Origin of the sequence: Dietzia sp. DQ11-44, from assembly GCF_014145205.1 — a bacterium.
Classification (GTDB): domain Bacteria; phylum Actinomycetota; class Actinomycetes; order Mycobacteriales; family Mycobacteriaceae; genus Dietzia; species Dietzia natronolimnaea.
This window is the reverse complement of sequence record NZ_JAALEC010000161.1, coordinates 1-6,169: the sequence shown is the minus strand read 5'-3', so window position 1 is coordinate 6,169 and position 6,169 is coordinate 1. Positions and strand designations below refer to the sequence as shown.

General features: G+C 70.5%; 8 protein-coding genes and 2 pseudogenes. 3 read left to right on the top strand and 7 right to left on the bottom strand.

From position 1 onward, the window contains the following. Both G6018_RS05065 and G6018_RS05060 read right to left on the bottom strand, forming a co-directional pair. Positions 1-450: pseudogene (locus G6018_RS05065) on the bottom strand (GNAT family N-acetyltransferase); the annotation flags it as partial. Next, positions 443-1,105 (bottom strand): peptide deformylase, encoded by a 663-nt coding sequence (locus G6018_RS05060; RefSeq protein WP_182610060.1) that lies wholly within the window; start codon positions 1,103-1,105, stop codon positions 443-445. The gene G6018_RS05060 and the pseudogene G6018_RS05065, both read right to left, overlap by 8 nt. Positions 1,106-1,232: 127 nt before the next feature. Between G6018_RS05060 and G6018_RS05055 the strand changes: the two genes are divergently transcribed. The 3 genes from G6018_RS05055 to G6018_RS05045 all read left to right on the top strand — a co-directional run bounded on the left by G6018_RS05055 (position 1,233) and on the right by G6018_RS05045 (position 2,683). Beyond that, complete coding sequence (locus G6018_RS05055) at positions 1,233-1,568, top strand: DUF3263 domain-containing protein (protein WP_241730959.1); 336 nt, start codon at positions 1,233-1,235, stop codon at positions 1,566-1,568. Positions 1,569-1,583: 15 nt separating this feature from the next. Then, positions 1,584-2,267 (top strand): LytR C-terminal domain-containing protein, encoded by a 684-nt coding sequence (locus tag G6018_RS05050; protein ID WP_182638967.1) that lies wholly within the window; start codon positions 1,584-1,586, stop codon positions 2,265-2,267. Positions 2,268-2,356: 89 nt separating this feature from the next. Continuing rightward, positions 2,357-2,683, top strand: a complete 327-nt coding sequence (locus G6018_RS05045; protein WP_182638965.1) for a hypothetical protein — start codon at positions 2,357-2,359, stop codon at positions 2,681-2,683. Between the two features lie 241 nt (positions 2,684-2,924). Here the strand turns inward: G6018_RS05045 and G6018_RS05040 are convergent, their stop codons facing one another. The 5 genes and pseudogenes from G6018_RS05040 to G6018_RS05020 all read right to left on the bottom strand — a co-directional run. Then, positions 2,925-3,293, bottom strand: coding sequence for a monovalent cation/H(+) antiporter subunit G (locus G6018_RS05040; protein WP_182610647.1), 369 nt, complete (start codon positions 3,291-3,293; stop codon positions 2,925-2,927). Continuing rightward, positions 3,290-3,583 (bottom strand): monovalent cation/H+ antiporter complex subunit F, encoded by a 294-nt coding sequence (locus tag G6018_RS05035; RefSeq protein WP_182610648.1) that lies wholly within the window; start codon positions 3,581-3,583, stop codon positions 3,290-3,292. The genes G6018_RS05040 and G6018_RS05035 overlap by 4 nt, the downstream gene beginning before the upstream one ends. Next, positions 3,580-4,233, bottom strand: coding sequence for a Na+/H+ antiporter subunit E (locus tag G6018_RS05030; RefSeq protein WP_182638963.1), 654 nt, complete (start codon positions 4,231-4,233; stop codon positions 3,580-3,582). The genes G6018_RS05035 and G6018_RS05030 overlap by 4 nt, the downstream gene beginning before the upstream one ends. Before the next feature lies 1 nt (position 4,234). Beyond that, on the bottom strand, positions 4,235-5,860 hold the full coding sequence (locus G6018_RS05025; protein ID WP_182638961.1) for a Na+/H+ antiporter subunit D: 1,626 nt from the start codon (positions 5,858-5,860) through the stop codon (positions 4,235-4,237). Then, positions 5,857-6,169: pseudogene (locus tag G6018_RS05020) on the bottom strand (Na(+)/H(+) antiporter subunit C); the annotation flags it as partial. The pseudogene G6018_RS05020 and the gene G6018_RS05025, both read right to left, overlap by 4 nt.

Here is a 6,169-nt window from a genome sequence, read left to right as displayed (position 1 = left end):
CGGCAGGCCGCGGGCGGAGTACCAGTCGCGGACCCCGTCGAGTTCCCGGAAGCTGGCCCACGGCAGCACCGGGACCGCCGAGTTCCCGCGATAGGACCAGTCGTCCCCGGCGCGGCAGAACCAGCCGTCCACCAGCTCGAACTCGGTACCCGGCCACGCCAACGCGCCCGCGTACTCGTGGGCCCGGACGTCGCGGGCCCGGACGGGTCGGGGCGGCAACACCTTGAGCACGGCGATGTCGGGGTCGGCGATCCGCACCTCCTCGCCCGACTCCCGGCGTACCACCAGAACGGGATCCAGCTCGACCACGTGCCCGATGACGTCGGTGTAGAGATGCGAACTCTGCCCGTCCTCCAGATGACGACGCACCACCACGCGCATCCCCACCTCCACGCGTCGGCCCGCGTTCCACCGGGACCGGTCCGCCAGACCCCGGTCCTGCTCAGCCATGGAGGTCGGTGGCCTCGTCGTCGTCGTCCTCCTCGTCGGCGAACGGATCGGGATCGGTGGTCGGGTCCCAGCTCAACCCGGGCACGCCCCAGCCCGCGTCGCGGATGTGCCTCTTGGCTGCCTTGCGGTTCCGGCCGATGAGTCCGTCCGTGTAGAGGACGCCGTCGAGGTGGCCCACCTCGTGCTGCAGGCACCGCGCGAACAGGCCGTAGCCCTCCACCGAGACCGGCTCGCCGTTCTCGTCGGTGCCGGTGACCCGGGCCCACCAGGCGCGTCCCCGCGGGAAGTTCACTCCGGGGACGGACAGGCACCCCTCGAGATCCTCCTCCGGGTCCGGCATGGTCTCCGGGATCTCGGAGGTCTCCAACACCGGATTGACCACGCAGCCGCGGCGGTTGATCCAGCCGCCACGGGCCTCGACGTCCTCGCGTGAGACGCCCTCGCCGTCCTCGGTGTCCAGGTCGGGGCAGTCGTAGACGAACACCCGCTTGCGTACACCCACCTGATTGGCGGCCAGCCCCACGCCGTTGGCGGCGTCCATGGTCTCGTAGAGGTCGCGGACGAGGTCGCGGATCTCCTCCGGGGACCCGGTGACGGGCTCGGTGGGGGCGTGGAGGGCGGGATCGCCGAGGATGACGATGGGCAGGACGGCCATGGCAGACGATCCTAGTGCGCCCGTGGCAGGGTGTCGGATCCGTGTGGTTCACTACGGGGGAATCACAACGGTGTGATCTCCATACCCGCACCGGAGCACCTGCACCGACACCACAGGAGGCGCGCGCATGGGTCGATCAGTTACTGCGGCACGCGGGCCGCAGGTCGCGGGCGGTACGCAGCCCGCGACCGAGCTGCATGCCGCCGATCCCGTCCTGTCCGACCGGGACCAGGCCATGCTCGAGTTCGAACGGCAGTGGTGGAAGTTCGCCGGTTCCAAGGAGGAGGCGATCCGGCAGAAGTTCGAGATGTCCGGCACGCGCTACTTCCAGATCCTCAACGACCTCATCGACCGCCCCGAGGCGCTGGCCGTGGACCCGCTCCTCGTCAAGCGTCTGCGTCGCATGCGGAGCAGCCGTCAGAAGGCACGCGCGGCGCGCAACCTGGGAATGCGACTCGACTGACCTACACTCACCGGCGTGAGCTCCCAGCCCGAAACCTCGCAGTATGATCCCTACGGCCCGGGCGCGCCCGGTGGCGACGCCGGGGTCGATCCCGACCTGGACGAGCCGACGGGCCCTCCTTATCGGGCCATCGCGATGGTCCTCCTCGCCGCAGTGGTCCTCGCGATCGGCATCGGACTCGTCCAGCTGTTCGGGGGTGACGACGAGACGCCGACCGCCACCGATCAGGACACCTCGCAGGTCGAGCAGTCCGAGCAGCCGGGGCAGGCCGTCGAACCGGGACAACCCGGGGACGCCCCCGCCGGCCAGGACCCGCAGGGTGCGCCCGACGGGCAGGCGGCCCCCGGTCAGCCCGTGCAGCCCCCCGAGCAGCCTCCGGCCGGCCAGCCCGGCGACGCGCCGGCCGTGACCGCGGTGCCCGTCCAGGTGTTCAACAACAGCAACGTCTCCGGACTCGCCGGCCGGACCGGGGAAGCCCTCCGGGAGTCCGGCTTCGCGGTCGGCGAGGTGGCCAACCTGCCCTCCAACCGGCCGGTGGTGTCCGAGTCGACCGTGTACTTCGGAACCGGTGCCGGTGAGCGGCAGGCCGCCGAGGCCGTAGCGGCCCAGCTGGGCATCCCCGCCGTGCCCCGGCCGGCCGATCTCGAGGTGGGCGCCCCCGGCGTGATCGTGATCGTCACCCAGGACCTCGACCGCTGACGGCTGAGGATATGATGAGCTCACGCACTCCGCCCGCCGGGACGCGTGCTCATCGCGACCTGCAGCTTTCCGAGATCGAAGGAGCCCTCATGGCCCCGCGTCAGACCGCCCGCCGCCTCATGGTCGCGGTTCCCGCATTCGCACTCGCGTTCGCCGTGACCGCGTGTTCCCCGCCCAACGAGCAGCCCGCGGATCCCGACGCCCCGTACACGCTGCCCACCTACACGGGCGAGGCCGGCTCGGAGGCGGAAGAGAACGCTGACGAGACCCAGGCCGAGGGTGTCGAGGGCGAGGGTGTTGAGGGCGAGGGCGCCGTCGAGGGCGAGGAGGACCTCCTCGTGGAGGTCCCGGTCGGGGAGCAGCCCGTCGAGGGGCAGGCCGATCCCGCCTCCCCGCCCGCGCAGCCCGCCCCCTGATCTCCAGGTAACCGGCCCCGCGCCGGCACGCCGGCCTACCGCCGGTACACCGACCCCGAGTCACCGAACGAGCCCCGCCCCCGCGAAGGGGAGCGGGGCTCGAGTCGTCGGCGCCCGGCCCGGAGCGGCTGTGCCCCTGATCGGCTGAGCCCCTGATCAGCTGTGCCCCTGATCGGCTGTGTCCCGGTCCCGGTGTGCAGGCGCCGGAGCGGATGGCGGGAGTCGGCCTGGCGGGCTCCGGTCAGGGCGTGTTCTTGCGGTTGGCCTCGCTCGCCTGGAACTTCTCCAGGACCGGGGCCTCGTGGGTGATGGTGCCGTCCTCGACGCTCTCGTGATACGCCAGGTTGCCCACGCGGTTGGCGATCACGGGGGCGGTGCACACGGCCACGATCCCGGCCAGCAGGAGCATTCCCAGGTCGATGTGCGGGAAGATCCGGACGCTGGCGCCGAACAGTACGAGCACCAGGCCCAGCACCTGTGGCTTGGCGGCCGGGTGCATCCGGCTCAGGGTGTCGCGGAAGCGCACCAGCCCGATGGCGCTGGCGAGGGTGAGCAGCGCACCGGCGAGGACGAACAGCGCGGAGACGATCTCCCGGGGGTCGTCGGTCATGTGAGGGCCTCCTTGTGGACGCCGGTGGAGTCGCTGACCCGGAACCGGGCCACGGACACCGATCCGAGGAAGGCGACCAGCGCCAACGCCACGAGGGCGGCCGCGGCGGTGGTGTCCTTGCTCCAGGCGATGTACACGCCGACCCCGCACTGCGCGATGGCGGCGAGCATGTCCAGGGAGATCAGCCGGTCGAGGGTGTTGGGTCCACCGATCAGCCGGATCATCGTGGTGAACAGTGCGAGCGTCAGGGCGACCACGGCCGCGCTCCACAGCAGCAGTGACAGGCTCATCGGTGCTCCTCGCTGTCTCGTACGGGCTCGGGTGGGCGGTCGCGGTCGTCAACGCGCTCGGGGCCGCTGGTCCCGTATTCCTCTGCGGGGGCGCAATAGTGCTGCGGGCTGGGTCGCCAGTCCTCGGGACGTTCGAACGCGCGCACGTATAACTGTTCCACGTGGGCGGTCTGGCGACGGAACCTCTCGACCGCCTCGGGACTCCCGGCGTCCAGGACGTGGACGTACACGTACCGCGCGACCGGGTCGACGCGCACGACGATGCCGCCGGGCATGAGGTTCAGGGTGTTGACGGCCAGGGCGAGGGTGAAGTCCGACTTGAGCTGCATCGGTGCCCTGAGCACGGCGGACCGGGGCGGAGCCTGCGGGCGCACGGACAGCCACGCCACGGTGATGGACGAGCGGACGAGGTAGTAGGCCACCACGACCACCAGCCATGCCGTGGACACGGGCCTGAGCAGGCCCTCCACGGGGACTCGGGGCAGCGGGAGCAGCACCATCACCACGATCGCGACGAGCACCCCGGCGACGATCGTGCCGACCTCGACCGGCCCCCACAGCATGACCCAGGCGACCGTCAGCCACAGCATCATGAACACGCGGGACCCGACGACCCGGGGGTCGAGACGGACCTTGAACCTGCGGGCCATGTCAGCGCACCCCCGTCACGGAGTCGACGTAGCGTTCGGGCGTGGAATCGATGGGGATGGTGTCCAGGTAGTCATGCCGCTCCATGAGGCTCTCGGCAGCACGGTCGGTGACCCCGAGCAGTGGGCCGGCGAAGACGGTCATCAACAAGGAGACCACGATGAGGGCCATGGTGGGGGCGAGCATGCTCAGTGGCATCCGGCCCACCTCCTCGCGCTCGTCGAACTCCACGTACTCGTCCGACGGCAGCAGGGCCAGCGGCTTGGCCAGGGCGACCGCTCCCTCGGGAGCGTCCGCGCGGGGGCGCCAGAACGCCTTGGACCACACGCGGACCACCACGTAGAGCGTCAGCAGGCTGGTGACCATGGCCCCGGCGATGAGCACCCACATGAGCGGACCGCCGACCTCCGCGCCGGCCTGGACCACCGCCAGCTTGCCGATGAAGCCGGAGAACGGCGGGATGCCGCCGAGGTTGAGGGCCGGGATGAGGAAGACGACGGCGAGGACGGGGCTGGCCACGGCGAGCGAACCCAGACGGCGGAGGGAGGACGACCCGGCCTGCCGTTCGATCAGTCCGACCACCAGGAACAGGGTGGTCTGGACGATGATGTGGTGGCCGACGTAGTAGATCGCCGCGCTCAACCCGTACCCGGTCGACAGGGCGATGCCGAAGATCATGTACCCGATGTGGCTGACGAGGGTGAACGACAGTATTCGTTTGATGTCCGACTGTGCGATCGCGCCGAGGATGCCGATGACCATCGTCAGCAGACCCGCCACCAGCAGGACGCCGTCCATGGACCCGCCGGGGAACACGAGGGTGTGGAAGCGGATGATCGCGTAGACGCCGACCTTGGTCAGCAGGCCCGCGAACACCGCCGTGACGGGGGCGGGCGCGGTGGGGTAGGAGTCGGGAAGCCAGGTCGAGAGGGGGAACACGGCGGCCTTGATGCCGAACGCCACCAGGAAGACGGCGAAGATCGTGTTCCGCAGCCCCTCCGGGACCTCGGCCATCCGGACGGACAGCTGGGCCAGGTTGAGCGTGCCCGCGGCCGAGTAGGTCAGCGCGATGCCCAGCAGGAACACCATCGACGACACCATCGACACGACGGTGTAGGAGACCCCCGCGCGGACTCGTTCCTGGCTGGCGCCGAGGGTGAGCAGGACGTAGGACGCGGCCAGCAGCATCTCGAACCCGACGAACAGGTTGAACAGGTCGCCGGCGATGAACGCCGCGTTCAGTCCCGCCGCGAGCGCCAGGTAGGTGGGGAGGAAGATCGAGGTCGGTTGGTCGCCGTCCCCGTCGCGGACGCCCTGCCCCACGGCGTAGATGATCACCGTCAGCAGCACGATGGCCGACACGCAGAGCATGAGGGCGCTGAGCCGGTCCGCCACCAGCGTGATCCCGACGGGTGCGTCCCAACCGCCCACCTGCACGGTGTGCACGCCGTGTTGGTCGGTGAGCACCAGCAGGATGCCGGCGATGACCAGCACCCCGGTGAGGGTGACGATGGTGATGATGTTCTGGACCCGGGGACGGCGGGAGACCACCAGGCACAACGCCGCGGCGAGCAGGGGGATCAGGACGACGGACGGGATGAGGTAGCCGAACAGTTCGGGGGAGATCACCGGCCACCCTCCTTTCCGTCGTCCGGGTTTCCGTCGTCGCGCCTCGTCCGCCTGCGGTCGCGCGAGGCGGCCGCGGCGCGGGCGCGGGCCTCCGCTTCGGCTTCCGCCTCGGCCTCCTCCAGGTCCTCGTCGTCGTAGTCGACGTGGTCTCCCAGCTCGGTGGGTTGACCGGTGGTGTGGTCGTCGGACAGGTCCCGGTCGGGTGCCGACCAGGCGTCGGTGGGCGAGCGCTTGGCGATCTTGGTGTCCTCGGCGTCGTCGGCGACCTCGTCGGCGGTGGTGAACTGGTAGGAGCGGTAGGCCAACGCC

Excerpts from the sequence above, each read along its gene's own strand:
- G6018_RS05060 (WP_182610060.1), bottom strand. The coding sequence starts at position 1,105 with ATGGCCGTCCTGCCCATCGTCATCCTCGGCGATCCCGCCCTCCACGCC.
- G6018_RS05055 (WP_241730959.1), top strand. The coding sequence starts at position 1,233 with ATGGGTCGATCAGTTACTGCGGCACGCGGGCCGCAGGTCGCGGGCGGT.
- G6018_RS05045 (WP_182638965.1), top strand. The coding sequence starts at position 2,357 with ATGGCCCCGCGTCAGACCGCCCGCCGCCTCATGGTCGCGGTTCCCGCA.
- G6018_RS05040 (WP_182610647.1), bottom strand. The coding sequence starts at position 3,293 with ATGACCGACGACCCCCGGGAGATCGTCTCCGCGCTGTTCGTCCTCGCC.
- G6018_RS05035 (WP_182610648.1), bottom strand. The coding sequence starts at position 3,583 with ATGAGCCTGTCACTGCTGCTGTGGAGCGCGGCCGTGGTCGCCCTGACG.
- G6018_RS05030 (WP_182638963.1), bottom strand. The coding sequence starts at position 4,233 with ATGGCCCGCAGGTTCAAGGTCCGTCTCGACCCCCGGGTCGTCGGGTCC.